The organism is Bradyrhizobium sp. LM2.9 (genome assembly GCF_054056555.1).
Window position 1 is genome coordinate 178,019 of the sequence record NZ_JBSRYJ010000002.1, and the last position, 26,094, is coordinate 204,112.

The 26,094-nt window shown below is 60.8% G+C and carries 18 protein-coding genes, 1 tRNA gene and 2 pseudogenes; 10 read left to right on the forward strand and 11 right to left on the reverse strand.

Features of this window, described 5'->3' with window-relative positions:
* Window positions 1-13 precede the first annotated feature (13 nt).
* Window positions 14-1,003: an L-threonylcarbamoyladenylate synthase gene (locus ACVWW3_RS02395; RefSeq protein WP_456651016.1), complete on the reverse strand. Its 990-nt coding sequence runs from the start codon at window positions 1,001-1,003 to the stop codon at window positions 14-16.
* Window positions 1,004-1,071: 68 nt separating this feature from the next.
* Between ACVWW3_RS02395 and ACVWW3_RS02400 the strand changes: the two genes are divergently transcribed.
* Window positions 1,072-1,148: transfer RNA gene (locus ACVWW3_RS02400), tRNA-Pro, on the forward strand.
* 286 nt (window positions 1,149-1,434) lie between these two features.
* Here the strand turns inward: ACVWW3_RS02400 and ACVWW3_RS02405 are convergent.
* The gene (locus tag ACVWW3_RS02405) at window positions 1,435-2,691 is read right to left on the reverse strand and encodes a hypothetical protein (RefSeq protein ID WP_456651015.1); all 1,257 of its coding nucleotides are present in this window, start codon (window positions 2,689-2,691) and stop codon (window positions 1,435-1,437) included.
* Between the two features lie 704 nt (window positions 2,692-3,395).
* Here ACVWW3_RS02405 and panD point away from each other — a divergent pair.
* Genes panD through panC form a run of 3 tightly spaced genes read left to right on the forward strand, consistent with a single transcriptional unit; the run spans window position 3,396 to window position 5,612 of the window.
* Window positions 3,396-3,851, forward strand: a complete 456-nt coding sequence (gene panD / locus ACVWW3_RS02410) for an aspartate 1-decarboxylase (RefSeq protein WP_456652075.1) — start codon at window positions 3,396-3,398, stop codon at window positions 3,849-3,851.
* A gap of 26 nt (window positions 3,852-3,877) precedes the next feature.
* Window positions 3,878-4,753 carry a 3-methyl-2-oxobutanoate hydroxymethyltransferase gene (gene panB, locus ACVWW3_RS02415; protein WP_456651014.1) on the forward strand — a complete coding sequence of 292 codons (876 nt, stop codon included), beginning with the start codon at window positions 3,878-3,880 and terminating at the stop codon, window positions 4,751-4,753.
* A gap of 7 nt (window positions 4,754-4,760) precedes the next feature.
* A complete protein-coding gene (panC, locus tag ACVWW3_RS02420) occupies window positions 4,761-5,612 on the forward strand; it encodes a pantoate--beta-alanine ligase (RefSeq protein ID WP_456651013.1) in 852 nt (283 codons plus the stop codon).
* 296 nt (window positions 5,613-5,908) lie between these two features.
* On the opposite strand, the gene ACVWW3_RS02425 is transcribed toward panC, so the two are convergent.
* Window positions 5,909-7,501 carry a phospholipase effector Tle1 domain-containing protein gene (locus ACVWW3_RS02425; RefSeq protein ID WP_456651012.1) on the reverse strand — a complete coding sequence of 531 codons (1,593 nt, stop codon included), beginning with the start codon at window positions 7,499-7,501 and terminating at the stop codon, window positions 5,909-5,911.
* Window positions 7,502-7,682: 181 nt separating this feature from the next.
* Here ACVWW3_RS02425 and ACVWW3_RS02430 point away from each other — a divergent pair.
* Both ACVWW3_RS02430 and ACVWW3_RS02435 read left to right on the forward strand, forming a co-directional pair.
* A pseudogene (locus ACVWW3_RS02430) lies at window positions 7,683-7,913 on the forward strand (recombinase family protein); the annotation flags it as partial.
* 3 nt (window positions 7,914-7,916) lie between these two features.
* Window positions 7,917-8,153, forward strand: a pseudogene (locus ACVWW3_RS02435) (VOC family protein); the annotation flags it as partial.
* Between the two features lie 708 nt (window positions 8,154-8,861).
* On the opposite strand, the gene ACVWW3_RS02440 reads toward ACVWW3_RS02435, so the two are convergent.
* The 8 genes from ACVWW3_RS02440 to ACVWW3_RS02475 form a co-directional block, all read right to left on the reverse strand.
* On the reverse strand, window positions 8,862-9,266 hold the full coding sequence (locus tag ACVWW3_RS02440; RefSeq protein ID WP_456651011.1) for a hypothetical protein: 405 nt from the start codon (window positions 9,264-9,266) through the stop codon (window positions 8,862-8,864).
* A gap of 11 nt (window positions 9,267-9,277) precedes the next feature.
* A complete protein-coding gene (locus ACVWW3_RS02445) occupies window positions 9,278-10,000 on the reverse strand; it encodes a hypothetical protein (protein ID WP_456671839.1) in 723 nt (240 codons plus the stop codon).
* Window positions 10,001-10,214: 214 nt separating this feature from the next.
* A complete protein-coding gene (locus ACVWW3_RS02450) occupies window positions 10,215-11,228 on the reverse strand; it encodes a S1C family serine protease (RefSeq protein WP_456651009.1) in 1,014 nt (337 codons plus the stop codon).
* A gap of 92 nt (window positions 11,229-11,320) precedes the next feature.
* Window positions 11,321-12,010 (reverse strand): matrixin family metalloprotease, encoded by a 690-nt coding sequence (locus tag ACVWW3_RS02455; protein ID WP_456651008.1) that lies wholly within the window; start codon window positions 12,008-12,010, stop codon window positions 11,321-11,323.
* A 225-nt stretch (window positions 12,011-12,235) separates the two neighbouring features.
* A complete protein-coding gene (locus tag ACVWW3_RS02460; protein ID WP_456651007.1) occupies window positions 12,236-13,489 on the reverse strand; it encodes a hypothetical protein in 1,254 nt (417 codons plus the stop codon).
* A gap of 82 nt (window positions 13,490-13,571) precedes the next feature.
* Entirely contained in the window at window positions 13,572-13,787 is a 216-nt protein-coding gene (locus ACVWW3_RS02465) for a hypothetical protein (protein WP_456651006.1), read from the reverse strand.
* A gap of 72 nt (window positions 13,788-13,859) precedes the next feature.
* Entirely contained in the window at window positions 13,860-15,521 is a 1,662-nt protein-coding gene (locus ACVWW3_RS02470; protein ID WP_456651005.1) for a hypothetical protein, read from the reverse strand.
* 20 nt (window positions 15,522-15,541) lie between these two features.
* Window positions 15,542-16,918 (reverse strand): hypothetical protein, encoded by a 1,377-nt coding sequence (locus ACVWW3_RS02475; RefSeq protein ID WP_456651004.1) that lies wholly within the window; start codon window positions 16,916-16,918, stop codon window positions 15,542-15,544.
* Window positions 16,919-17,168: 250 nt separating this feature from the next.
* On the opposite strand from ACVWW3_RS02475, the gene ACVWW3_RS02480 reads away from it, so the two are divergent.
* The 4 genes from ACVWW3_RS02480 (at window position 17,169) to ACVWW3_RS02495 (ending at window position 26,033) form a co-directional block, all read left to right on the forward strand.
* Window positions 17,169-21,764: a hypothetical protein gene (locus tag ACVWW3_RS02480; protein ID WP_456671840.1), complete on the forward strand. Its 4,596-nt coding sequence runs from the start codon at window positions 17,169-17,171 to the stop codon at window positions 21,762-21,764.
* 383 nt (window positions 21,765-22,147) lie between these two features.
* Window positions 22,148-24,466, forward strand: coding sequence for a tellurite resistance TerB family protein (locus ACVWW3_RS02485; protein ID WP_456651002.1), 2,319 nt, complete (start codon window positions 22,148-22,150; stop codon window positions 24,464-24,466).
* Complete coding sequence (locus ACVWW3_RS02490) at window positions 24,463-25,704, forward strand: ATP-binding protein (RefSeq protein WP_456651001.1); 1,242 nt, start codon at window positions 24,463-24,465, stop codon at window positions 25,702-25,704. Before ACVWW3_RS02485 ends, ACVWW3_RS02490 begins: the two co-directional genes overlap by 4 nt.
* Window positions 25,677-26,033, forward strand: a complete 357-nt coding sequence (locus ACVWW3_RS02495) for a DEAD/DEAH box helicase (protein WP_456671841.1) — start codon at window positions 25,677-25,679, stop codon at window positions 26,031-26,033. The genes ACVWW3_RS02490 and ACVWW3_RS02495 overlap by 28 nt, the downstream gene beginning before the upstream one ends.
* Window positions 26,034-26,094 lie beyond the last annotated feature (61 nt).

Sequence of the window (26,094 nt, forward strand, 5' to 3'; positions counted from 1 at the left end):
CTCTTGCTTGCTCTTATTTCGCTACCGCGGCCCGGCGCAGCCGGTCGTTGATCGCTTCGCCCAAATCGTCTTCGGGGATCGCCATCACGGCGATTGCGCGCGGCCTCCTGGCATCGAGGGCGCGAAGATAGCCGAACAGATTGGCGGCGGCTTCATCGAGATCACCGGTGGGCGACAAATTCATGACAGCGGCGGCGGCATCAACGCCCGGCAGGCGCGCGGGGCCGAACGCCAGCAGCGCTTCTCCGGGCGCAACGTCCTGTGCATTGAGCCGCACATTGGCGCGCGGCGCGTAATGCGAGGCCATCATGCCCGGCGCCAGCGGCTGGCTGTCGTTGCTCTCGGCCTCCGTGGGCAGTCGCGCCAGCGGTGCGCCGAGCACGGCTTCGATCCGCTCGCGTGACAGCCCGCCGGGGCGGAGCAGCATCGGCGCATTGAGGCAGCCGACAATGGTCGATTCGACGCCGACCGTAACAGGCCCGCCGTCCACGATCAGGTCGATCCGCCCCGCAAGGTCGCTTTCGACATGGGCGGCCAGCGTCGGCGAGACGTGGCCGGAAAGGTTGGCGGACGGCGCCACCACCGCCCCGCCAAAGGCGCGCAGGATCGCCTGCGCCACCGGATGGGCCGGAATGCGGATCGCGACCGTGTCGAGGCCCGCGGTGGCGAGATCGGCCACCGGGCAGTTTTCCGTCTTCGGCACCACTAGCGTCAGCGGCCCCGGCCAGAACGCCTCCGCAAGGCCTAGGGCGCAGGCGTCGAATCGCCCGATCCTCCGCGCGGCCGCGAGGTCGGCGACATGCGCAATCAGCGGATTGAAGGCCGGCCGCCCCTTGGCGGCGTAAAGATGGGCGATCGCGCCGGCATTTCCAGCGTCCGCCCCGAGCCCGTAGACCGTCTCGGTCGGGAACGCGACCAGCCCGCCGCGGGCCAGTATCCGGGCGGCAGCTTCCGCGCCGGCCTCGCCGGCCGGTAAAATCAGCGTTTCAAGACCCGTTTTCACAGGGATAAAATTCCTCGGCTCGGCCGCTTGCGGTGCGCCACACCCGACGCTATAAGCCGGCCTCTTGTCGGAGTGTGGCTCAGCCCGGTAGAGCACTGCGTTCGGGACGCAGGGGTCGCAGGTTCGAATCCTGCCACTCCGACCATTATTTCAAGTACTTATAGTTTCGATGTTTTTCGGGCGCAATGAAATGCGCAATGATTTGAGGGGCGGCAGCCATGCCCGCCGACCTGAGGGCCCACGCCTGGGACGGCGAGGACCAGCAAGTTCGCGACGATCTTGCGCCTCTATGACGATCGGGGAACGCGAGGGAAAGCGGCCCTTGGCGCGATGTCACCAGGACATGATCATCCACCATGGTCCTCCCTCCGGACCTTCGAGCTGATTCGGAGCGACCTCCGGGGCGAATGGCCCGCCGAATGGAGGCAACCTCAGCGCCTTCCTCCAAACGCCTCCGCCGCCTCTTCCTGGAAATCTGGATGGTGATGGCCATAGTTGGCCTCCAGCTGCTCCACGGTCATCCCAAGCCAGCCGGCGGCTTCCCACATATCGACGCCGGCTTGCATGAGCCAGGTCGCGGCGGTGTGGCGCAGCGAGTGGCGAACCACATCATCGCCCAGTCCCGCATCCTCCAGGATTCCTTCCCAAGCCGACCTGATCTTGCCGGCAAGCGGCTGGCCATCATGGATGCGGTTGACGACGAACCGTATCTGCTCGCCGTTCTTCATGATGCCCGCCGCTCTGAGTTCGGAGGAACGCTTCTCATCGATCTTGCGCCAGCGGACTAGGTGAGGGCGCAGCCGGCTGGCGATCTTCGCAGGCGGGCGTCGCTTCTTCGTCGACCGCTCCAAGGCTCCTTTACCTTGATACACCATTGCGTCCAGATTCATCCAAGGATGAGTCGTTGTCGGTAACCACTGTGTGCGGCGGACAGTCTCTTCGCGGCGCGCGCTGTAAATACCGACCAACGTGAAACGCGCCGCCAGATAGCGACGGCGGATGATCCACCGCTCACGTCTCAAGAGCTTGCCATCTTCACCTCGTTTCCAGGTCTCTCGCTCATTGTCCCACACATAACCAATCGCTGCTCCAAGCAAGCGAGCGGCTTCATTGCGTGTTAGCCATCGGTGACGCCCCTCTGCCTTTGGAGGCAGAGTGATCTTCGGGACGACGCTAAGGGTGTGTTCTGCGTGATAGGCGTTGACCGCAGCCCGCAAATCCTCAAGTCGGCGTCGCGCGGTCTGATCCGAGACCGAGTTGTTGCGGGGCTTGATGCCGGCCTTTCTGTTGTTCTCGTTCGGCGTGCCCGAAGACCAGTCTACGAAATCGCGGCAGAGTTGGGCTTTGAGCTCGCTGACCGTCTTGTCGCCGAAGAAGTTGTTGAGGTCGAGCAAGCGAATGAGCAGCAGATCGTGTTGTGCCCATGCGCGTTGGTCGCTCTTATCCTTGGGGCGCTTTGAAATCTCGTAAGCAGTGAGAACATCAGCTATGGCGAGGGCGCCCGGGTCGGTGGCACCGATTGTACTAGTATGCCGCCCGCCGATGTAGGTTTCGAGTGCCTTCGCAGCGCCATCAATGTCGTCGCGGCTGCAGCCTGTGCGGATCTGCCGGCCGCGGTCGAGGATGATCCAGGTCTCATCGTCCTCTCGGAACCAGAGTCGTGGCGGCTTGGCTTTGCGGCCCGGCATGTCGGCTTGACCAGTTTGCGGATGGCACGAGGGGTGGTCAAATCTTTGCCTGCTACTTTGGCGATTTCAAGAGTCCCAGCCGCTGCTGCCCTTCGCAATGATGATAATGTCAATGGACCTTGCGGAAAAAATACAGCGACAGCCTCGATAAGGGTCATTATCTCGTCCTCTCCCCATTGGGAGGGATCGGGGCGTGCTTTAACGCGGGCGAGCTTGTCGCTGTTACGCTTGCGCATCTGTTGGCCGGTACTCACAGCTTCACGAGACCTCTGCCTCGGCCGTTCCTTTCAGCGTGTACCGGGAAATCTGTTCTTCGGGCAGCTTGGTGCCTTTGGCAGTGCGGCAATCGGCGACTCTGGAGCGCAAATCGGACGACCTAGGGACCCTGGTCAGCTTGTACTAGGTTCGAGTCACTTTGCGCCCAGCGCCGATGGCCTCAGATTCAACTCCACGACGACACTGCTCCTAGTGCAGCGCTTGAAATGCCGGCGAGGCGAGCGAAACAAGCCCTGCCATATGACGACATATTGTGGCTCGGGGATTCCAATTTGATGATGGCGCGATCATTAGAGGTTTCGATGCGCCAACAGGTCGTTTTCGAGATGGAAATTTCTTTCTTCTTCCGATTGTTGACAGTGTTTTTCTCGTGCTCTTTAGGAAGCACTGTTTCCCGCCGATGCCTGCAAGCTGAACGGTGTTCTCAAATGAGAAAAGTGCTCGCTGCCAAGCTGCATGGCATCCATGTTACGGAAGCCAATCTTCACTATCACGGTTCCATCACGCTTGATCCGGAGCACTGCCACGAAGCTGGCATTCTGCCGATGGAATTCGTGGAGATTTGGAACAAGAATTCCGGGGCACGGATATGGACCTATGTGATCTTTGGACCACGCGGCTCGCGCTGCTGCATCCTGAACGGGGCTGCCGCGCGCACCTGCCAAGCCGGCGATCAGATCATCGTCTGTAGTTCAACTTACCTGGACGAGACGCGAATGGTTCAGCTGAGGCCGAAGATTCTCACTTTTGATCGCGACAACCAGATTGCCGATCGCCTGACATATGTGGTCACTCCAGAGCCTTCGGGGCGTTATCGCTTCGAGATCATGGGCGAGTCAGGCGATATCAAGGCCATACCGCTTCGCGCCGCAGAATCGAACTGAGGTCGTCAACTGATCGGGGATCCAAAGTGAGCCACGTTTCCGAGTCGCCGAACGAGTGTGTGACCATTCCAATGCTGCAGCGGTGGAAGCGGGAGGATCGCAGTCTCGTCATGACCACCGCTTATGATGCAGTAACGGCGCGCATCGCGGATTCTGTCGTCGATATCATCCTGGTCGGCGACAGTGTCGGCAACGTTTGCCTTGGGTTCGACAACACGTTGCCGGTCAGCGTGGCGATGATGAACCATCACCTGGAAGCGGTTGCCCGCACCAAGCCACGTGCTTTGCTCGTCGCCGACATGCCATTTCTCAGCTTTCATCTTGGTGTCGAGGAAACGATTCGCAATGCCGGCGGATTCCTGCAACGTGGCGCAGCTGCGGTCAAACTCGAGGGCGGCGCCAAACGCATCGAAATAGTGCGCGCCCTGGTCGATTGCGAAATTCCTGTGATGGGCCATCTGGGCCTTACGCCGCAGAGCGTCAATGTCATGGGTGGCTTCAAGGTGCAGGGACGGAGCGCCGATGACGCTGTACGTCTGCTCGACGATGCTTACCGTTTGCAGGAAGCCGGATGCTTCGCCTTGGTCCTAGAAGGTATTCCTGCCGAGCTGGCTGCGCGAGCGACAGAGTCTCTCGACATACCGACTATTGGTATCGGCGCAGGTTCTGGCTGTTCGGGCCAGGTGCTAGTATTCCACGATGTGCTGGGCCTGACCCGGGCGCATCGTCCCAAATTTGTTCGTGCCTATGCGGATGGGTTCGACTTATTGCAGGGCGCGCTCTCACGCTGGGCTGCCGATGTGCGTAGCGGAGCATTCCCCGGATCACAGGAGTCCTACCGTCTTCCCGAAGCTCTTGCCGATCCAATCGCAAGTTGGACTCCGCCCAACGTGAAGGCCTGACGCAACCATGCAAACAATCACAAAGGTCGCCGAGCTTCGCCGTGCGATCAGTGAGGCCCGCTCTGGCGGCAAAAGCGTCGGCTTCGTGCCAACAATGGGTTATCTGCACGATGGCCATTTGGCGCTTGTCAAGGCAAGCCAGATGCAATGCGACATCACCATCGTTAGCATCTTCGTCAATCCTACCCAGTTCGGCCCGAACGAAGACCTCAGTGTCTACCCGCGCGACTTTCCGCGCGATGAGAAGCTATGTTACGATGCCGGTGTCGCGATCCTCTTCGCGCCCGACGCGCAGGAGGTATATCCGCCGGGATTCCACACCTTCGTCGAGCCTGACGAGATTGCGAAGCCTCTATGCGGCGCCTTCAGGCCAGGTCATTTTCGTGGTGTAGCGACTGTGGTGTCCAAGCTGTTCAACATGGTGCAGCCGGACGTCGCCTTTTTCGGACAGAAGGATTTTCAGCAATGTGCGGTCGTGCGCCGGATGGTGATTGATCTCAATCTTCCGATCGAGATCGTCACGATCCCTACAATTCGCGAAAGCGACGGCCTTGCGATGAGCAGTCGCAACCGGTACCTCAGCGAGGAAGAACGTGGGCGCGCCCTTGCTATCAGTCGCGGCCTCTTCGCCGCGATGGCTGAATTTCAGGCCGGAGAGCGCAACGCGAAGGAACTGCTCGCGATCGCCAAGCAGTATTTGGAGGCTGTTGACCGGCTGCAATATCTCGAGCTTGTCGACGCCGATACGCTCGGGCCAGCTGAAAGTCCGCTACTTCGGCCAGCGGCCTTGTGCGCCGCAGCTTACATCGGCTCGACGCGTCTAATCGATAACGTGATGTTCGCACTACCTGCGTGGTAGCGGCGCCGGACAAGGTTGTTACTGATGCGCACATAGGGTGAATCGGCAACAGTCCTGAGCGGACTCTTAATCAGCGGGTCCCAGGTTCGAGCCCTGGTGCGCCCACCATATAAATCAAGATCTTAGCGAGAGAAACCGGTTGAGAGAGCCGAAGTAAAACGGTTTTTCAAACGGTGATTTTGGCGGCCGATCGGCGGATCCACTCTCGGCATTGTGATCTACCTTGCTCGCTTAGGCGGAGGCGAAGCTGCCTCGAAGGCCGCCAGACAGAACCGCTTTTCAAGGTTCTATCTGGGTCAGAGCCGCCCGACATGGCGGGCATTTTCCCACTTCTGTTCTATGTCGTCGGCGCCGCATTGGGGCAGCTCCGCCGCGCTGCCATCGAAATAGTGCTTGAAGTCGACGTGAACTCTCATGTTGTCCGGCCGATAAGCTGCCATGCGGTCGTAGAGGAGAACCGATCCTGCCGCGAAGCGCCGATAGACCGATTTGTGCATCGGTGATCTCGACTCCCCAGTCTTCGGATCAATGGGAAGATCGCGAACCCCGGCCTTTAGGAAACTACCCGCCTGCTCATTGTGTTGGTGGCCGGCGTGATCAGGTGACAGCCTTAGGACACTGCCGTCGTGTTTCAGGCCGTTCGGGACGAGTGAGGCTCCGGCGAGCAGCCAGTTCAACGCCGCATCCGACAAGCGGGCCTCATTTTCCAGGTAACCGCCGCCGACATCAGCATGCACCCCCGGAAACCAAACCTGTTCGAAATAGAGGTTGCCATGCGCGTCGCGTACGTCCTGCTTCTCGGCCGTGGGCGACCAGCCGACGCGCTTGAAGTCCGCGCGGTTCTCGTCGATCGAGATCGCATGCTTGGCATAGCCGACATTTGGATTCAGCGTCGTGTCGTAGAACTTGTGCTTCGGCGGTGCGAAATGCACGGTCCGGAGGCGCTTCAAGAACCCGTAGCCGGGCAAGGATGGCGCGATCTTCAGATAGTTCATGAGAAAAACGATCAGGGCTGCGGCGACGCCGGGGTAACTCAGAATCCAAGTTCCCCATCCCGCCCATGGAAAGACCGGCTGAAGGAAGCCACCGAGCCAGTACACCCCGATCAGCAGCGCAACGCTGGAGGTCACGAGCGCCGTGCCGAGATATTTGTGGCCGAGGGCGGCGACCGTATCGAACACGCCGATGAAGTATGGAAAGACGTTCGCCCGCTCGGCGCCGTTGATGGTGGTTGTGCTACCGTACTGCTGTCTGAATTGTGCGGCGATCGCGTCTCGGGTCTCCAACAGGAACTGCCGATATCCAAGAGTCTTGCGCGAGTAGGACGGGCAGAATTGATAGACATCCTTGACGGCATGCTCGGCCAGCTTGTGGATACTCTTTGGATCGCGGCGCAGGGGCGAGCCATCGGGCATATGACGCGGGACGCCGCAATAGGTCATGACGCCGGCAACCGATCGCACAGTATAAGCCCCGCGGCTGAAACCGATCAGAAAGATGCTGTCGCCTACCTCATAAAGGGCAATGATCGCGGCGTAGCAATCGACGATGTTCCGCGTGATCCCGAGGCCCGTCGCCATGCTGGCGAGGTTGTAGAGCCAGCGCATCCAGCCGATCTTGAAGTGACCGCCATCCGAGGCCGAACCGAGACCGGCATCGTAGAAGGCGACCTGTTCGGATGGTTCGACCTTCGTGTCCGGGCCGATGCGGCAGGCTCGGTAGAGCTTGTAAACGTTCGTCCGCGCTTCGTCGAAATTGATTCCGCCGGCTTGGCCTGTGCCGTCGGAAAAGATCACAATATTCTTCGGCATCGCACACCGTTCCCCCAAAGTGCGCCAAAGGCCAATCTGTACCACAGATTGCAGGAGGCGAAATGTGAGGTGGCCCACTTGCGCACAGCCCGCGCGTGGTCAGGGCCGTCGCATTTTGAGTCATCTAAGCTTCAACTCGCCGCGGTCGCGTAAACGGCTCGATTGGTTTTGTGGCCTATCTTGAGTTCGGGCTGACCTGACCGACCTGTGGCGAGGTGCGGTGGTGTTCTACGAGATACCGATTGCGTCCGGTCGTTCCATGCCGCCGACCCGAGCGGCACAGTATGTCCGCATGTCCCGAGACAGTCAGCGCTACTCGTCGGCAAACCAGGCTGAGGTGATCGCGGCCTACGCCAGAGATCGCAACATTACCATCGTTCGCACCTATGCCGACGAAGGTCTCAGTGGCCTTGCCATTCACTGGCGCGACGGCCTCAAGGCCCTGATTGCCGATGTCGAGTTGGGGCACGTAGAGTTTGACTGTGTCCTCGTCGGCCGCCATCACAGCTTCGCGATGGTCGGATCCGGCAAACGCAGCTTCCACCATTTCATGGTCGAGATGCAGAGCCTCGATGATGTTGGGCAGGGTTATGATCTCGCGCAGCTCGAGGACGGCCGCATCGCCTATTCGCTCGGCCGGCACACCAATGATCACATGACGTCCTTCTACGCGCATTCCCCGTCATCGTTCTTCGTCGAGTACGGATGGGGCGCCCAGGTAATCAACCCTGAGATCGAGCGCGGCAGGCATCGTAAACTATGCGTTCACCGGGGGTAATCGCATCGTATACGCCAGCTTCATCGCCGGAAAATATAAATACGATTCGCAGTGGTCGGCCGCGGTCGCCTACTATCGTTATGATCAAAATAGCTACGGACTAGGCGTCAACAGTATTCCAGGCATCGTGGCGCCGATTTTCTCAAGCAAGGCCTGTAACAGCAGTGCCTTCATAAATTGCGCCGGATCGGAACAGGTTTTGTCGGCCCGGGTCGACTATGATTGGACGAAGAATCTGAAGTTGTACGCCGGAATCGCGTACTCGAAGGTCAGCGGGGGCTTCGCGTTCTCGCATCTCAACACGTCTGAATTTAGTCCCACCGCTGGCATGAGGTTTACTTTCTGACGTCTGCCGAACAGCTCTGTAAGGTGGCGGCCACGTCCCTACGCCACGGTGCGCGTCGGCTCGACCGACGCGCGGGAGGTGGTCGAGCGCGAGCGCGTCCCCTCGGCTACGTGTTAGACCAGTTGCGCAACGGATCCGTGGGGCGTCAGGCACGCTGCCATGCAAGAGAAAGCCCGGGCGCTTGTCCTGGACGCCAAGAGCGCCCAGGACAACGTGGCGGCGTAGGAGCGCTCGATCAGACTATCCAGCTTGCGGCGCGCTGCCACAACGCGTTCGCATCATTGCGGTCATCCGCGCAGGAAAGCAGACCGCCGTCAGTTCCTGGGCAGGCCCCGTCGCTGCGCTCCCGGTCGACCGAGCACTTCAACGGTTCCTTTCTCGTCCTTTCGCGCCTGCGTATCTCTCTGGACCTTTGCATCACTCTGATCGCGCGATTTGGACATTTCCTCCGTGCCCTTGCAGATCGCGCCCGATCCATCCGCGCAAAGACAATACGCGCGCACGGTCATTGTATTCACCTTGTCCATTCTCTCGATCAGCTGGTTGCCAATCGCGCGGCACGCTTCCGGGCTGCGTGTTTCGATCTGACTGGTGCTTTGCAGCGTCCAATTAATCTTGGTTTCGAGCTCGGCTTTGGGAATACCCTTGGGATCTGCTGGCGGCTGCCCAACGAAGTACAGGATCAAAAGCGTCGTCTGCAAAGTATCTCCGGCGTCCATGACGAGTCCCCTTATTGGCCAACCGGCCTGATATTCTGCAACTGCTGCCTGATCTGCTGAAGAGAGAGCTGTTGATCTTCAAGTATCGAAATTGTCGATGAGACAGGACGCGCCTGGTTTCGATTGAAGCCCGCTCCGCCTGCCGGCAGCGTCACCAGGTCATACTTCGCCACGACGGCCGGCTTCTTCGTGAAGACGATGCTCAAGGTTTCATCGAGCTGGTAATAGCCGCCCAGCGTCAGAAGGTCGGTGCCTACCGGGAATGTGTAGGTGTAGCTGGCGCTGCCGTTGAACTTGACCACCACCTGGGCTGCGAACTTTGGATTATCGATGGTCGAGCCCGCCAGGGCAGTGGCCTGGACGGAACGGTAGAGCCAGTCCTTGACGGCCAGATTCTTGGTGAGCGCATGATAGGAAATGGTTTCCCGCTCACAAGGTAACCTGCGATCGAGGATGAGCTTTTCGGAATCGAAATTGAAGTCCACGCTCCCGGCACGGTTGCCTCTCATATCGAGGGTCACGCCGTTGCTGCCACCGACAACCCAGTTGGAAAAGCGTGTGGCCGTGTTGGCGGGGCCCCTCCGCGTCAGGCCCGCGCCAGGAACAATGTCCGCTTCCGATTTTGGATTCAGCGTGATTGCGATTTTCCAGTTTCGCGCGTTGAACAACTCAGGCGGCACCTCGTGATCGAGCGCACCGAGCGCATCCTGAAGCTCGCACGCGGAATGCAGCATGATCTCTCGCATAGGCAGCGCCCAATCGGGGGCTATATCAGGCATGACGGCGCACCCGCCCAGCCCGCATGCAAGCGTAAGCACCGCTCGTCGCATTCCTGATGACACGTCACGCCCCCCTTAGGATGGTTAGTCCTTCATCATAACGCCCTTGAAGACAATTTGCCGGCGTCAGCCCGGTCCGTGATCCACCGACGTCGGCCGCGTTGCATCTCTATTGTTGGCCGGCCGCCGGCTTTCGCTCCTGCCGCAAAGTGACGAACCCGGTCCACCATCCCCGCCACTGATCGACCGAAGGTCCGCTTTCCAGCCGGTAGGCAAAGACAGCTGAGCCTCCGCCACTATCGATGTTGCACGTGATATCGTGCGCGTGGTTGGCGCTCTGGGGCCTTGGCGTGCACGCAACAATTTTATAGCCAGGCTCGGCCTGGAAGCGCGATTGATAGTTTCGGGAATGCGATGCAAAGACGACCGGATGATCGTCTTTTGTCTCGGACACCGTGTAATCCCTGTCGAGTTTATCCGGACCCGAGCGTGCTTTCGAAGGCCCATCATCGATCGCGATGGCAATGCTTGCATCCGCGATAAGATCGTCCAGGAGTACGCGCCAGCATCTCTTGTCCGCTGGCACGCCGGCGATATGCGTAAACAAGGGGCTGGCGATCAGTTCCGCGGCGGGGATGAAGAAATTGACGCCATCAACGTCATGGGTTTCGCCCCCGTATGTCCACTTGACGATTCCGCCGGCCGCAATCCCCAGAAGAAAGCCGTGACTTTCGAACACCGGACCGCCGCTGTTGCCGGGATTCATGACGGTGTCCGTCTGCCAGCGGAGTTCCGTCGGCGGGCTGCCGTGGTTGCTGATCAAGCCTCCCGACAAACTGAGGTCCTGGTTCAGCGGGAAGCCCAGCACATAGACCGTTGTCCCCATCGGGGCTTGCACCGGCTTCACCAGGATCGGCATCGGACAGCGGTCGCCACCGGCGTCCGCAGCAGGTGCGTTCAATTGCAGCAGCGCAAGGTCGCGGCCGGGGTCGCGCGCGACAAGGGTGGCCGTTTTTGGATTGTTCAGACGCGACTTGAGCCGAACAAGAATATCAAGGCGCTTGTAGTTGTTCTCGGCCGGGATAACGTGGTTGTTGGTGATGACGAAGGTATCACCGATCAGAAGGCCGGAGCCGCCTCCTACGTCTTGAGTGTCATTGAAGAGCGTCCCTATCGTCTCCACGTGGCCGACGCGCGCGTCGTATCTCCCGGCCACCCTAACAGCGGCGTCGTCAGCAACGGCGCTGACGGGAGCCCACAGCGCGATGAAAAGCGCTAGCCGGGCGGTCCATAAATGGTTTGCAGCGCTTCGATATCGAGCGTGCTCAATTTTCCGTCGCCGTTCCATATCGGGTTACAATAGTTCATGATGGATTGTGGGTCGTATTTCGTAACGTTGTAGTCGCCCGTCGTGCCTTGAGCGTCTTTTCGACACTCGCTCGGCGCGTCCTCACGATTCTGCTCATGGGCGAACCCCAACGCATGTCCAAACTCATGGGCCGCGACGGCGTAAACACAGAAATCGCGCGTCTTCTGACAACTCTGGCTCCAGGACGCGAATGTGAAATTAAGGACCATGCCATCAGGCCGCTTGTCGAGAAAACGGCCGAGCGCTTTGGTATGAGGGCCTTCATCCGAAATGCGAATATGGATGCCTGGGGTATCCTGCGCGCATTTTCCCCAGCCCTCGAACTTGATTTTTGAATTGCGTTGCCAGGTGTCTTCCGCAGCCGACCGCACAATCGAACGATAGGGCGCGTCGTCACTTGCTGGATTTTCCCAGCAAACTTGAACGTTCAGACGCTCCCACTTCGAGGCGCGAAGGATGGTACCAAAGGCTTCTTCTTTGCTCACCCCTGCCGGAAGCGCTGCTTGCGCTTCAGCCTCGGATGCATAGATGAGAAGCGCGCCGAATGTCAAAGCAACGAGCGCTCTCGACAGAAAATGCCGGCCCATCAAAATCATCGTTAAGCCCCGCGGCTTAAAAATATTGGAAGCAATATGTAAGAAGTCAACTAGAGGTTGGCACAAATACAGAGTGCCCGCAAGCATCGGTTTGTTGTTTTCGCGATCCGCTTGAGATTGGTTGCATCGGAAACTGTGGCGTGGCTCCGACGCAGCGCGATCATGCCGCCCATGTCTGGCGTACCGCGGAAGAGACACCTCTTGCCGGATACGTTGCGATTGCACTCACTCCGGTAACGATTTTGCCGCGGCGGCAAACATGATGTGACCCACGATGCCGGCGCCATGACCGCCGCTGAACAGGCCCCACAGGTAGTCCATATCGACGTCGCCCACGGCGAGCTTTGCGGCAAGATCCTTCGTGAACGCATCCAGCGACGCGATCATGACCCGTTCACCGTCTACGCTGAAAGTCGGGCCGGGCGGCGCGTTCAGAGCGACCATCGCCTTCAAGATGGGGATAATGATGCGCTCGGGGCCTTGCCCGCCCTTCTTGGCCGCTTCAAAGTCATCGGCGATATGTCGCATAAGGCGGTAGATGCGACGCGCGTGCTCCTGGACGATCTTCTCAACAGCCGCCTTTTGCGCCGTCGCTGGCAAGCTACGGATCCCATTCAACCGGTCGAGGTCGGCAGCCATTTCCTTCCCGAATTTCCATTCCTCGATCCGTTCCACAAGCCGTTGCAAGGTCTTTTCTCCCGTACCCTCGGAGACGGTCCTGGCAAGATGGGCGTGCAATGGCTCGGGTCGCTCTACCTCGATCAATATCGTGTTGTGCCTCGCCACTTGGATATCGTGCGGCGGATGGTCGGCCTGTGGGTCAATGAAAACCACCACGGTCTCGTCGGACAGCCCGTCAACCGTGGCGATCGCAATTCCAAAGTTTAGGCTCCCGAACAAAGATACGAAAGCGGTCGCTTCGCCGGTCGCAGCAGACGTTGCGAGCACGATGGTATGACCAAATGCAAAAGGATTCTGAGGCAAACCCTCCAGTAAGGCCTCACTCTCCCACCAAACAAACTCATTGGCGCCGGCTCCAAGGAGGAAGTCCTTGATCGGCTGCATGCCGGGTTTGCGCGCGTGGTCTTGAAAATGCGCGGCAAAGAAGGTCAAGGCGACGTAGGCGATCGCCTTGAGCCCGTCGTCTCCGCCAAGAACGAGCCGAAGCTGGGGGCGTTGATCCTTGTTGGCGGCTGTTGGCGTTGCGCGCTCGACTTTGCCGTCAAAGACAACCAGTTGTTCGCCCGTGGGCGACGTGCAGCGAAAAGGTTCGGCCTTGTCCGCATGATCAGGGCGAACGGCCAGCAATGCATTAATCGTCTTGAGCTGGCCGCCGATCGCTTTTGCCAGCGGAGAGAACCCCTCGTTATGCGGACCGCAATAAATGCCCCGATTGGTGCGCCTGCCGCCGAGCACGGCCGGGAAGACGTGTTCGGCCGAACCGGCTCGATTGCCGCAGATAATACAAGTCTTTGCCATTCATCACGTCCTATATCGATAACCGGCTCCGGCGCTTGGCGTGGTCTGTACGGGAGGAAGAATGTTGTCCCGAAAGGAAGGGTCAAGGCGTCTTGATGCCGTGACGAGCCAGTGCCGATAGGGTTGCTTCGAGAGCCCGCTCGGGCGATGCGTCGAAATATTCCCCGCCGAGTGCGCAATCCACCAAAGCTTTGTGCGCGTCCATTTCCGCGCGGCGGATCGCGCGATAAGGGCCGGAGATGGTGAAGAGAATGTCGATCGCAGCGGGAAACGATGTACGCAGGGCAGATGTCGTCATCTACGCCGTCCAGCAGAAATTACGGTGAGCAATCCAGCGACCAATAGATTGATCGTCTCAGTGTTGAAGGCGCTAGGATCGCGGACAGGGGCCGACCACTGCCGCTGATGTATCCACGCCCGTGACGTTGACACGATGCGCGTGCATTACCGTCTGATACGGCGATACATTCTGGTAGCCCGCGCGCGTCGGGACACGGATTTCAAAGTGCAAATGCCGTGCGGTCGCATCGAACCGCGTATTCCCGTCAACGAGAGGACCGTTCTTCGCAACCGACTGCAGCCGGTCCACCGGTGCCAGCGTGCAGCCGCGCTTGACCTTTTGCGGGACGGCGGCTGCGACCGTCCTGTTCAGCTCACTCGGTCGCATGTGCCGATAGATGTAGTCGATATTTGACGCATTCACGTCTGACAGTGTGACCGCCGGCTGGGTCGGAAATCTGCGGAACGCGATGCCGTCGGCCACCGCGTGCAGCGGATACTTGAGTGTGGACTCGTTCCATCCCTTCCCCCAAATATCCTGGCCTGCGTGACCGATGCCTTCGGGACATGTCAGAAGACTGCCGCCCGACCGCTTCTCGCAAAAGTTATCTCGCCACTCTCCAGGCTTGGATTTGACGATCGTCAGCCCGGTCTGCGTCTTGCAATCGGTCGTCCCGTTGACCTCGCCCGTCTGACATTCCTCGTCGCTTCGGTAAACGACGGTTTGAGCGGCCGCCGACAGATCCGTCGGGAAAAGGATCGGCCCATAGACGTTGGGATCCTTCGACCCGCCTTTGCCATGCACACCCGAAAACGGGATGATATCTCCGGGTTCGCCGTAGGCTGGAGTTTTCTTGTTGCTGCCCTTGGCGGCGGCTGTGAGATCCTTCACCTCCTTGCCAAGCCGCTGGATCGGATCATTCGTGTTCGCGGCTTGCCGGCTGCGCGGCGCGCCGCCGACGAAGGTCAGGCTTGCGATGATCTCCTGCGCCAGATCCTTGACCTTGCAGTCGGGATCACCGACCTCGTCGCAAAGGATGTTTACCTCGACCAAGGCGCCGGCGAACATGCAGGGGATCGCGGCTTCGATCTCGCTGAAGTTCTGGGCCTGAACTTCGCCGATATTGCGCTCATACTTCGCAAGATCGGAAAAGAATGCATTTCTAGCATTGGAATCCGAGGCCGCTTTCTTGGCTTCGGCGACCAGGCCGACGCAGGATTTGAGCGCAGGCAGCGTCGGATTGCCGGGTAGCTTATAGAAGATGCTCGAGCCCGAGATCATGACGGTCGAGCTCTTTTTCAGCCCGAGGTAGGCGCGATAGCCGTACGGTCCCGGATGAAAGGCCAGCGATTTGAATCTGCCGAAATAGACCGCGGTGTTTTCGGCTCCCCGTGGCGAGCCGCTCCGGAGGAAATCATCCGACAGCCGCTTGACGTCGAATGGCAGAAGCACCGGCGATCCTGCGAATGCAATGTTCGGCCGGATCGGAGCAATGAGCGCGTTGATCGTGGCGAGGTCTTGCTGCGTATCCGCCTCAAGTCCCTCGATCGGATGGCGCTGCGCGATGTGGTCTCGAATGGCTCGTATACCGCGCAAGCCCTCAAGATTGTCTCCGGCCTGGCTCTTGTAGGCTGCAATCGCCACCTTCCAGTCGACCTCCGCGGGCTCGGTTGGAGCCATGTCGGCCGCCGCGGGAGATGCGAGAAGCGCCATAGCGATTCCAACTGCGCCATGCAGATACCGGCTGGCCATTCAGCAATCTCCCCAGATATTCAACTGTGCTTGTTAACGGGCGCCTGCGTGGAGCACGCCCGAAGACGCGCCAGCAGGTCGGCTTGATGGTTGTTCCAGACCTCAAGCGCCTGACGCCCCGCCACGTCGATGGCATCGCGCGTGAAACGCGGCCCGACCGCCGACCGTGTGTTGCCGAGGAGCAGGACGGTCACGGTCAGCGAGCCGTCGATGTCCCAAGTTTTCAACTCAGCGTTGTTCCGGACTGGAAGGATGCTGCCGCGCTTCAGGAGCTGAAGCAGGGCCACGGACGCCTCTCCGAAGCTTTCTGTCGGGCCGGAGTCGCCGATGACGGCATGCACGACCCGCTCCTGGCCATTCACGACGGCATAAAGAATGGCGATATCTCCCTGACCGACCGCGCCAAACGGACGCCCGGGCAAAACGAAGAACGGCGTGACCGCCGCGTCCAGGAAGCGCAGCGGACTGCACTCCTTTTCGGCGATGGCACCGGCATCATCGATGTCGGCTCCCGGCACATCCTCTTTGTGGGTCAGCGCGGTCGCCGCGACAAAATAGCCTTTGAAGCGCGATGCTGACTTTCGAACGCACGGAAGCTTGTCATTCGTCTCGGGAATGATGCCGCGCTTCAGGAACGCCATCAAATCGTTCGCCCGGTCCTCGTAGCCATAGTAGGATGTGGCAAGGTCTGGCGGCATGTCTTGCCGATCGATCGCAGGGGTCACCTTGTCGCGGATGCGTGGCCACAGCCCCGTCCAGGCCGTCGCCAGCTCATCTTTCTTGAGTTCGCCTCCCGAGCGGAAGACGCGGATACGGGCGTTACCGATCTTGTCCATCGCGCAGGCCCGATCGGAAACATAACCGACGCCGTTCGGCGATGGTGTCAGCGTGCATGGTTTGCGTCCGAGCGGATCTTCAGGATGGTACGAGCGCGGGCTTCCATCCGAATCCACGTGGAGCACTTCGGTACGCACAAGGAGATAGCCGGGCTTCACGGGACTGCCCGCCGTTTGCGGATCAAGAAGCACAGCAAACTCGTTGGCCACGCCGCCGCCGCTGTCGAACAGCTTCATTTGGAAACGCTGCATGCCGCAGGCGTTTGAGGTTGGGCGCCCCGGGTTGAAATCAGGCGGGGCAAGCCTTGATACAAAATCGCTTAACCCGACATCGAACGACTTCAAGCGGATCGAGGGAGAAAACACTGGCGTCCAAGCCTTATCGTTTTCCAGAATGATCTTGGCGGCTTTTTCCAGGTTGTCGGCCCGCGCGTCGGTTGTTTGCGCATGCATCGGGCTGGCGGATGCGACGAGCAAGAGGGCAGCCAGCGCTCCACTTCGACGCGCAGCGGCGCCGATGTTTCGCAGCGCGACATCAAATCGCAAGCACAAAATAGACATTTCTGAAATGAATCCAACCCAGCAATAAAGGCAGCCTTTCACAACTTTTGGTAGCTGTGAAGAGCTAACGTGACCCGACAACGGTTCGGCGGTCTGGCACTACAGTCTCTGTTTCTCTGCGTCCTCGGTCTAGGTCGCACCCGAATGGGGCCGAAATCCACAACGTCGGCGGATTGCCCGGGCTGCTCGCAGGCCTCGGCGGCCAATGTTGCGCGCGCCCGAAGAATCAGGCCCTTATCGGCGCAGCGGCATGCTCGCCGCCGCTGGCGAGCCCTCTCTCAAGCGTCTTCCGACCACTGGGGCCGCGATCAAGGTGCCCGGGACGCGAAGGCATCAAGATGCTCAGATCGCTGGTTCGTCCCCTTCGACAGGTGCGGTAGTGCCGTTCGATGCGACCAAATTGTGTTCTTCCCTTCAACGCGCGCTCGTGCGGCTTCACGCGAGCGGAGCCGACGGCTTTGAAGGCTTGATCCGCGATGCCTTCAACGAGGCCACCGGCACCTCCGGGCGCGTTCAGAAATCCTCCCAGCAAGGGGGCGTCGACATCACCGCCGGCGGAGCCGGCGGCCGGATCGCTATTGGCATCGAAGCCAAGCGCTATCAGGAAACCACCACCCTGAAGCTTGATGATCTCAAGAAGAAACTGTTCGATGCGGCCACCCGGTCCGGAAGCCCCATCGAGCTCTGGATTCTCGCCGCCAGCAAAGAGGTGTCCGCCGACGATGTCGGCGCGCTCGAGAAAATCGGCGAGGAGCAAGGGCTGGGCGTGCTTGTGCTCGACTGGCGCGCGCGCGACGACGTCTTTGCGCCCCTTCCGCTTCTGCTGGCGCTCGCGCCCCACACGGTCGAGCGCGTGCTGGGAGCGAAGCTCGCCCAGTCAGTCCGGAAAATCGCCGATCATCCCGCGTTCGAAGCCAGAAAAACTGCCTTCCTGCGCGATGTGCAGCATCCCGATCTCGGGCAGGCTTTCACGGCCCACGCCGTTCGAGCGCGGATTGGTCAAACGCTGCAAACCCGCGCGGATTCCAAATCGAGATTGCAGAATAGCGTCGATCTTCGTGCGCCCGGCTGCATCTGGGCGCCGCGCGACAAGGAATGCAACGCGCTCGAACGCTGGTCGATGGACGCGGACGCGCCAGCGGTTTGCGCTGTTCTGGGCGACGAAGGTGCCGGCAAGACCTGGCTCCTGTTCGACTGGTGGCAACGGGAAAGCGAACGCGATCCCTCGCGGCTATGCGTCTGGTTCGCCGCCCGCGACGTCGCCTCCGTGTCGCTCGCCGACGTGCTCGGCACCGCGCTCGCCAAATGGGTGCCGGCGCCAGGCCGAACCGCTTCCTTTTGGACCAAGCGTGTCCAGCGCTGGCGCCAAGCCGCATTGGCGCATCCCGGGGAGGGGCCCTTCATCTGGCTGATGCTCGACGGAACCAATGAGGGCACCAGCCAGCCGCTTGTCCAGCAACTCTTGGCGGAAGCCGCCGACACGGACTGGAACGGGACCATCCGGATCGTTCTGACCGACCGGCCGTCGCATTGGCGGTCGGGTTTCCGGTCGGGCCAGTTTCTCGAGCCGCGACCCGCGACTGTCGAGCTCAGCCATTTCCATGACTCTGAACTGGATGCGCTGCTCGCACGACACGGGAAAAAGCGCGCCTCCTTCTCACCGCATGTCCTGGGCCTGATCAAATGGCCGAGCTGGTTTGCTGTGGCGGCGGAAATGTTCGACCGGGAACACGACTGGACGGCGCATTCAGCCGAGCACCTGATGCTGCGTTATATTCAGCATCGGCTCAGCGCGCGCTTGAGCACGCCGATGTTGGATGATGCGGTGTTCCGTGAATTCATGTCGGACCTCGGACGCGACATTCAGAGCACCTGGAACACCAGCAGCACCTTCTCCCGCGTCGCGCTCAAGACCAAGCTGGCCGGCTTCACGGGGCAGCCGGACAAAGATATCCTGCAGGCCCTCGATGACGTGACGTCTGGCGTGTGGTTTCGCCCGGCGGGAGCCCTACAATTCGAAATGGACAAGGCCGTTCTGCCGTTGGCGATTGGCCTGGCGTTGCACAGCGAACTTCGATCGCTCGCCACAGAGGAAGAAGTCGACAGCAGCGTCGACCGGTTTCTTGGTCCGACCGAAGATCAGACCCTTGGCGTCGATATCCTGGCCGCCGTGATTTCGCTGATTTTCCTCGATCCCACCTATCCCGCCCACGCGATCCGGGCCCTGTTGCGACGCTGGATTTCCTCGCACAATTTCTCGACCGCGCATTTCCAGCACCTCTGGCGGATCGGTAGCGTCAATCCCGCGCCGCTGCTTGATGTCGCCGAAACCGTGTGGCTGCAGCGTGCGGGGGGCTCTTCCGTCGATGAGATACTGATCAAGAGTATCGCCAACGTCGCCGGGGATGGCGGACGGCAAACGGACGTGATCGCGTTTCTTGCGAAATGGGCCCGGACCTATTGGCCGGACCCGCGGGAAGGGCAGTTTATCAACTATAACCCCAGCCCGCAGTTGAGAGCTGAGGCTTTCGCGGCAACCGAAGAACGCCTTGACGGCCTGCGACGCGATATCGGCTCGAAGGCTCTTGCGGAGCTCGATCTCATCCGTATCGAGGATGGCACCAGTGCGAGCTGGGTATTCTACCGCGTCAACACGATAGCCACCTATCTGCCACGCGCGGTACAGGCGCCCCTCTGGCGTGGATGGGCACTCAGCCGCGCCGTGATGGGCAGCGCAAACCATCTGGATGATGTCGCATGGTCGCTGCGCCTCAACCCGATCGACGCAGCCGCTGCGACCCCGATATTTTTGCAGACCGTCGACGAGTTGTTGGCCCTTCGCGCTTCCGGGATCAGGGAGACGGCTTTCGATCTGCTCGAAGCCCATGGCGGGCCTGCCGCCACCGCCAGACTTGCTTCCTTGCGACCGGAAGGCGAGCCACACCAACCGAGCGCCTGGAAGGACACCGCGTCGCTGATCGACGGCACCGTGACCTTCGTGGGAGGCGAGCCGCCAGACGTATTGCAAACAATCTTCGTCCTCTCGGATTTCGCGAACGATCCCGATGCGAATATCGCGCCGCGGTATGTCAAGCGACTGCGCGCCTACGCCCGTTCCTTCCCTGTCTCGAAGCTTGGCGGTGGACGTGGCCGCACGGCTGCAAGCCTCGATCTCGAACGGGCCATGCCGGCCTTGGCGCGCTGGGCGCCCAATGACCTCGTCGCTCTCCACCGGCGCTTCCTGCTCTCCGTCGGCCGCCGCGATGAGACGCGTCTCCTCGGATTTAGCTTCTCACTCGAGAGCTTGTTGCTCCTGCTGACGCCACCCATCCAGAAGAGGATCCGCACGGTCTTGACCAAGCGCCGCAAGGACCGGCGCCAAAGCGAGCTCGATCAGGTTGACCACGCGCTGATCGCTGCGGCTTTTTTCGGATGCGCGCCTCGCGATCAGATCGCGCTGTGGGATGAACTCGGCGCTCCCCGCTCCGTTCTGATGTCCTTGGAACATGTGTTGCGCGCTCCGCCGCCCGCTATGGTGAAGAGCCTTGGGCCGCGGCTTGCACCGGATCAGCCCATTGACCGGCTAGCGGGATGGCTGGTCTATCTCGTGCTCAGCGCACCGAAACAACTTCCCAAGAACTGGGAGGTGCTGGCCACATTACTCACCCATGAAGACACAAGCATACGTGAAACAGCCTTCTTGGTTGCCTTGAATGCCCAAGATACGTTTCAGGCAAAGCGGCATCTGCAGTCGGCATGGGCCGCATCGCCGGATCGCTCTGCCAAGGAGAACAGTACGGGCGTGTCGCTGTTGGCGATGCATGTAACCCCCAAGTCCTTCAAAGCGATGGCTGAGCGAGCGAGTAACGAGTGGAGCATGATCTTATGGCGTAAGGTCAAATACCGGCCCGATTGCGCCTATGTGTTCGATGCCTTTCTGAAAGACGCCGTCGAACGGGAATTGAATCCGCCGGCGTCACACACGATGCTCGGTTACAGGGTCAACCACTTTGCCGCAACGAAGAAGCTGGTCGAGCAAAAGCCCAGCGAATTGACTGCACTCGCTGACCGGCTGTTTGCGACCGACGACAATCCCGCCTTCGCACGTTATGAATTTCCAAGAGTGGATCTCGTGCGGGCGTTCCTGGACCTCGACCCGGCCAAGGGCGCGCAATACTGGACTAAATTGAGCCGCTCCGACGGAATGTTCAAAGCGGGAGAAGATATCGAGCAGATGCCGTTTGAAGCGGACGACGGCGAGCACGTCAATCAATTGCGCCGTCAGCAAATCATGGACGCAAGCAGCGACTGGAAACTCCTGACCCTTTCCACCTTCATCGTCCGCCACAAGCGGAGCGCTTGGGCGGTCGCGCTCGTCAAGGAGTTGCTCAGCACGGCCGAAACTTCCGGGGATATCGCAAGAGCTGTCATGATCGCCGGATATCTGGATGACTCTGCGGCCATGCGTGCCCTGTGGAAGAATGAACTTGTTAAGGCTCCGCTCGGCGGCTGGATCGAGGCTGTCTACCGGCGGGCCAAGGCAAACTTCCAGAAGACGCAGCGATGTCTGGGATGGCTGGATGTCGCGCTAGCTGCAAAGAACGACGAGAGCTTCTTTGTGGCTTGGGAACTGTTCATCCATTTGTGCGAAAAGAACGCTATTCCCCTCGCGGCGGCACGCATCAGGGCGCGTTTGAACACGCGCTCCCAGAGGCAGAAAGACTTCATCGCGCTCAGCTGGAAGCGCGTTCATGACAAGGCCAAGCAGTCGGAGGGGCAATTGAAAGATACGATGTTTTCGCTGCGCGTCGGCCACCGGTTGGCGCGGCCCTGGGCAGACAGCTGATCGTTGTTCGCGCGGCAGCGCCGAGGATGGTCGGCGCTCTGCGGTGACCTGATTTCAGTTCGGCCGGACCATCCGCGGGGGATCAACATGCTGGTCGTACTGCTCGCCGGTCCGATCGCTACAGCTACACCATGCGCTTGATGCGCCAGGACGGCGCCTAGCTGGCAATCCTGCCCGCCGCACTGACGCTGCCCCGGGCAAGGCGCCCACCTAAGCCAGCCCACCAAGCCAGATCCGCCGTCCGAATTATCGAGACCGGGCCCTTTCCTTACGGTTGTGTGTCGTGCGAATGTCGCCCCATAAGACGGGCCGGGACCGGCAGTATTATCTTATGGATTTTCATGGCTAGGCGGCGGGGCAATTCGTCGGGTGGGACGATCCTGTTGATTTTGTTCGGCGCTTTGGCCGCCGCGGTGTCGGCCGTCTACCGCTTCGCGGTGGAGAACGCGGCGGCAATCGGGGGAATAGCCCTCGTTTGCGGGCTGATCTCCGTTCCGTACTTCGTGTCCCGTGCGAGGTCGGCGAAACGCGCCGATCCGACCGGTCTCAAGCCACCGCCTCTGGATACCGGGTTGCGGACCCGCGCTTCCCAAGGTCCTTCCGCACGGGCCGAACGCTCGCCTCCAGCACGGTGGATCCGGAGCGGTGAAACCGTGAAGTTCGGTAGGGCCGAGCTTTCCGGCGGAATGTTCTACTACGGGGACTGGCTCCCGCTCGCGGAAAGCGCCACGCGCCAATACACCATCAACCCGAAACTTCCGGCCTCGGGATCGGCGGACGTCGAGGGCCGCTCGATGCCGTACTGGCCGTCCTACGCGGACATGTCTCCCGGAGCTCGTCGTGCTTTCCTCGATTGGATGGCTGGCGGCAGGCGGGATCCGTCCTACGGAATCGGGCTGGTCTTCATATTCCTGTATGGCCTCGAACATCGTCTGTTCCTGGAGGGAGGAGACGATGCACCCCTGCTCGTCCGAGAGGTCGAGAGACTTCTCGCGATCTATGGCGCCAACAACTCGTTCCACGGCTATGCGAGCAGTTTCCTCAATTTTGCCCGACTAGCCCAAGGCGAAGGCCTCGAGGTAAGCGGGCTGTCTCCGGAGCGGCGCGGCGGACCCGAGATGGATTTACCGACCCGCCTGTACCTCGGCAACCGCTTAGCCGAAGCGCCAGCGTTGTCGGCCGAAGACGCGTTGCGCTGGGTTCTTGCGATACCGGACACGTACCTGAGGACACCGGCAGTCCGTTGCTTCGGCGAGTTCGTCGAGTTGTGGCGGTTGCGGTTTGACCGGATCTATCCCGCAGGCCTTCCGGTGAACGGCAAAGACCGGATCGCGCTGCGATACCGGGCGGCGAGCGGTGCATTCGACGTGGCGGTCCGCGGCCCGCACGAGCAGCACATCGATGTGGCACGAGTGACGAAACCTTTGCCTGGACTGCAGAAGCTGGTGACCGACTGCACCGACGAGTTGGACTCCTTCAGCCGCTTCGTCGGTCGCAAACCTTCGGCCAGGAACTCGATGGCCGCGGCGAAATTGCTGCCTGCAGATCTGCAACAAGGCACGACCGCGGGCGCGATCGTCGATTTCCGGCACCGGATCGAAGCAGTCATGGGTGACCAAGGACGCGGAAGCAGTACGGCGCAGGTACTGTTGGAGATGGCGGGAATCGAAGTGCCCGCGGACGGGAAGATTTCGGCCGCGGCCGCCGACGAACTCGGCCGCGCGCTTGATTCGATCGGGGTCGCCATCGAGCCCGACCGCCGATACGGAAGCAGCGTCCCGCGTGCCGATGAGCAGGTGTTCGTATTCAGGGCTCCGAACGGCGGCCCCGTCGATCCCGCCCGGGCATCGTTCAGAGCCGTAAGGGCGCAAGTCGAGGTCGCGGTGCTGGCGGCCGTGGCGGACGGAGACGTATCCTACGAGGAGCTCCAGCGCACGATCGCGCGGATCCGCTCCGCCACCGATCTGTCCGGGGTCGAGCAGGCGCGGCTGATCGCTTTCGCGGTCACGACGTTCAACAACCCGCCGAAGCAGGCGAGGGTGATGCGGAAGCTCGCCGATACCACCGAAGGCGAACGCCAGGCCATCGCGGACGCGGCCATAGCAGTGATCGGCGGAAGCGGAAACGTTGACGCCGGCGAAGTGAGATTCCTGGAAAGGCTTCACAAGTCGCTCGGGCTGCCGAAGGAGCGTGTGTACTCCGGACTCCATAGCGCTGCCGCAAGACAGGGCGACGATCCCGTGCCCATTAGCGGCGAGGATCGGGCCGTAGGGGTACCGCTACCGAAGGAAGCGCCGTCGCCGATTCCTCCTGCCGTTGCCGCCAGGGGAATTTCGATCGATGCCGCACGACTGGCACGAACGCGCAGGGATACGGAGGCGGTGTCGGCTCTCCTTTCGGATATCTTCGCCGAGGACGTCGTCCAGCCGCAACAAGCTCCACCCGAACAGGCCGCTCTGGACGGACTCGACGGGCCGCACACCGAACTGGTGGAGCTCCTGGAGCTTCGCGGGTCGATGACGCGGACCGAATTCGACCGACACGCGAAGGAGATGCGCCTGTTGCCGGATGGCGCCATCGAACGGATCAACGACTGGTCGTTCGATCGCTTCGATGAAGCGCTGATCGAGGACGGCGATGAAGTCGTCGTCACGCCGCATCTTCGAGGGAAAATCGCCGAGATGAAGGACAAGGCCGCATGAGCAAATCCGCCAAGACGATCCGGCCCAAGGAGCGCGATACGATCATTCAGGCCCTGTCGGCGGGCGTGGTGCCTCGCCTGGGTCTGGCGCACATACAGGTGGGGCGCGCCGGAGAGATCGCGGCCCTGCTGCGCGACATCGACCGGATAGCGGACTCCGGAGCCGCGGTGAGATTCATCATTGGCGAGTACGGAGCGGGAAAGACCTTCTTCGCGAGCATCGTGCGTCTCATCGCGCTTGAGCGGAAATGCGTGACAATGCACGCCGATCTGTCGCCCAACAGGCGCATTCACGCGAGCGGCGGCCAGGCGCGTGCGCTCTATTCCGAAGCCGTGAACAACATGGCCACGCGTAACAAGCCCGAAGGCGGCGCCCTCCAGAGCGTGATCGAAAGGCTGGTGACCGACGCCGCGAAGGAAGGCGGCGAGAAGGGCGTGCCGGTCGAGAAGGTCATCGACGAGAAGCTCACGCCGATCACCGGTTTCGCCGGCGGATACGACTTCGCCACCGTCCTGAAGGCATACTGGCGGGGCAGCGAGGAATCGAACGATGCCCTCAAGCAATGCGCCGTCCGATGGCTGCGCGGCGAATATTCGACGAAGACGGATGCGAAGAAGGATCTCGGAGTTCGGACGATCATCGACGACGAAAACGTCTACGACTCGCTGAAATCGCTGGCATGCCTCGTGAAGGTCGCGGGCTACGCGGGTCTGGTCGTGATGTTCGACGAAATGGCCAACATCTACAAGCTGCAGAATTCCCAGGCCCGGAAGCAGAACTACGAACAGATCCTGGACATCGTGAACGACTCGCTGCAGGGCACCACGTCCGGCATCGGATTCGTCATGTGCGGGACACCCGAATTTCTGCTCGATACCCGCCGCGGCTTGTTCAGCTACGAAGCCCTTCAATCGCGGTTGGCGGAGAATGCCTTCGCGCACGGCGGTCTCGTCGACCTTTCGGGACCCGTCATCCGACTCCAGAGTCTGACGCCCGAGGATCTGCTGGTGCTGCTAGGCAACATCAGGATGGTGTTCGCAAGCGGCGACCCGTCGAAATATCTGGTACCCGACGAGGCACTGACCGGATTCATGGAACACTGCGATCGAAAGATCGGAGAGGCGTATTTCAGGACCCCGCGGTCGACAGTGAAGGCGTTCGTTCACATGCTGTCGGTGCTCGAACAGAACCCAGGCACGCGAAGCGGGCCTTGGCCAAGCCGCAGGGCATCGCCCTGATCACGCCCGAGTCGATCGAAGCCGTGTTCACCCGCCGACCGGCCGACGCCGCGCGGTTGCTGTCGACGGCCGCGTTCATCGTGATCGACGAGCTCCATTCCTTCCTCCAGGGGCCGAGGGGACTTCATGTGGCGAGCCTGCTGCGCCGCATCGATGCGATGTCGAAAAAGGCCGCGCGGCGCGTCGGGCTTTCCGCGACGATCGGCGATCTTCCGCAGGCCGCCGCTTGGCTGCGTCCTGCCGTACCGCACTCGGTCGAGATCCTCGAGGCGAAATCCGATTTCGCCAGAGCTCAGGCTTCAAATACGGGGATATGTCGAGCCGCCTGAGCTCGATGATCCCGATCACGCCGAAGGTGCCGCCGGTGCAGAAGAAACGCCGAGAAGGATC